The sequence below is a fragment of the Hydrogenophaga sp. genome (genome assembly GCF_041633695.1).
Classification (GTDB): domain Bacteria; phylum Pseudomonadota; class Gammaproteobacteria; order Burkholderiales; family Burkholderiaceae_C; genus Hydrogenophaga.
On the sequence record NZ_JBFJMY010000668.1, the window covers coordinates 1 to 1,710 of the forward strand.

General features: G+C 68.1%; 2 protein-coding genes. Both read left to right on the forward strand.

Features of this window, described 5'->3' with window-relative positions:
* The coding region (locus ABYB95_RS23040; RefSeq protein ID WP_372662543.1) for an aminotransferase class I/II-fold pyridoxal phosphate-dependent enzyme at window positions 1–426 on the forward strand (426 nt) is incomplete at its 5' end.
* The coding region (locus ABYB95_RS23045) for a dihydroorotase (protein WP_372662546.1) at window positions 423–1,710 on the forward strand (1,288 nt) is incomplete at its 3' end. The genes ABYB95_RS23040 and ABYB95_RS23045, both read left to right, overlap by 4 nt.

Consider the following 1,710-nt stretch of genomic DNA (forward strand, 5'->3'; position numbering starts at 1 on the left):
GCGCAGCCGGCGCTGATCCAGGGCCTGGAGCGGGTCAAGAACAGTTTCAACTCCTACCCGCTGGACCGCCTGGCACTGGCCGGCGCGCAAGCGGCAATGGAAGACAGCGCCTACCTGGAGCAAACCCGGCAATGGACCATGGCCAGCCGGACCTGGTTGGTGGCGGCGCTGGGGCGCCTGGGTTTTGAGACCCTGCCGTCCCAGGCCAATTTTGTATTGACCCGCCACCGCAGCGCGCCCGCGCCGCATTTGCTGGCTCGGCTGCGCGAGCAGCACATCCTGGTGCGGCATTTTTCGCAGCCCCGGATCGTGGACTGGCTGCGCATATCGATCGGCACCCAGGCGGAGTGCGAGCGGCTGGTGCAGGCTTTGGAACACATTCTGTCTCTGGCGCAAGACACACCCACGGAAGCAACAGCAGCATGAAAATCCTGATTCAGAACGGTCGCGTCATGGACCCGGCGACCGGCCGCGACGAAATGGCCGATGTGGCGATCGCCGCCGGGCGCATCATCGCCATCGGCCAGATCGGTGACGACTTCCACCCCAACCGCACCCTGGATGCTGCGGGTTGCGTGGTGGCGCCGGGCTTGGTGGATCTGGCGGTGCGCCTGCGCGAACCGGGCCAGGAACACGCCGGCATGCTGGAGAGCGAGATGGCGGCGGCGGTGGCCGGTGGCGTCACCTCGCTGGTCTGCCCGCCCGACACCGACCCGGTGCTGGACGAACCCGGCCTGGTCGACATGCTCAAGTTCCGCGCCGAAAAACTGCACCTGGCGCGCGTGTTCCCGCTGGGCGCGCTCACGCGCGGCCTGCAAGGCGAGGTGTTGACCGAAATGGCCGAGCTCACCGAGTCCGGCTGCATCGGCTTTGGCCAGGCCGAGGTACCCATCGTCAACACCCAGGTGTTGCAGCGCGCGCTGCAATATGCGGCCACCTTTGACTACACCGTGTGGCTGCGGCCGCAAGACTTCTACATGGGCAAGGGCGTGGCCGCCAGCGGGCCGCTGGCGACCCGCATGGGCTTGGCCGGTATCCCGGTGCTGGCCGAAACCATCGCGCTGCACACCTTGTTCGAACTGATGCGCGCCGCGCAGGGCAAGGGCAAAGCCAACGAAGGCAAAGGCGGGCGGGTGCACCTGTGCCGCATCAGCAGCGCCGCCGGGCTCGAGCTGGTGCGCCAGGCCAAGGCCGAAGGCCTGCCGGTGACTTGCGATGTGAGCGTGCACAACCTGCACCTGGTGGACGTGGACATGGGCTACTACGACAGCCGCCTGCGCCTGCAGCCCCCGGTGCGGCAGCAGCGCGACCGCGATGCCCTGCGCGCCGGTCTGGCCGACGGCAGCATCGACGCCCTGGTGTCCGACCACACCCCGGTCGAGAGCGACGCCAAGATCCTGCCCTTTGCCGAAGCCGAACCCGGCGCCACCGCCGTGGAGCTGTTGCTGGGCCTGTCCTGCAAATGGGCGCAACAAGACGGCTTGGACCTGATGCGGGCGCTGGCGGTGCTGACCAGCGGCCCGCAAAGCGTGCTGGGCAACAGCCTGGGCACCTTGCAAGCCAGTGTGGGCCGCCTGGCGGTGGGGGGTGTGGCCGACCTGTGCATCTTCGACACCGACAAGCCCTGGACCGTGACCCCCGAGGCCTTGTGCAGCCAAGGCAAGCACACGCCTTTTGGTGGCCACGAGCTGCCGGTGTCGGTGCGCGCCA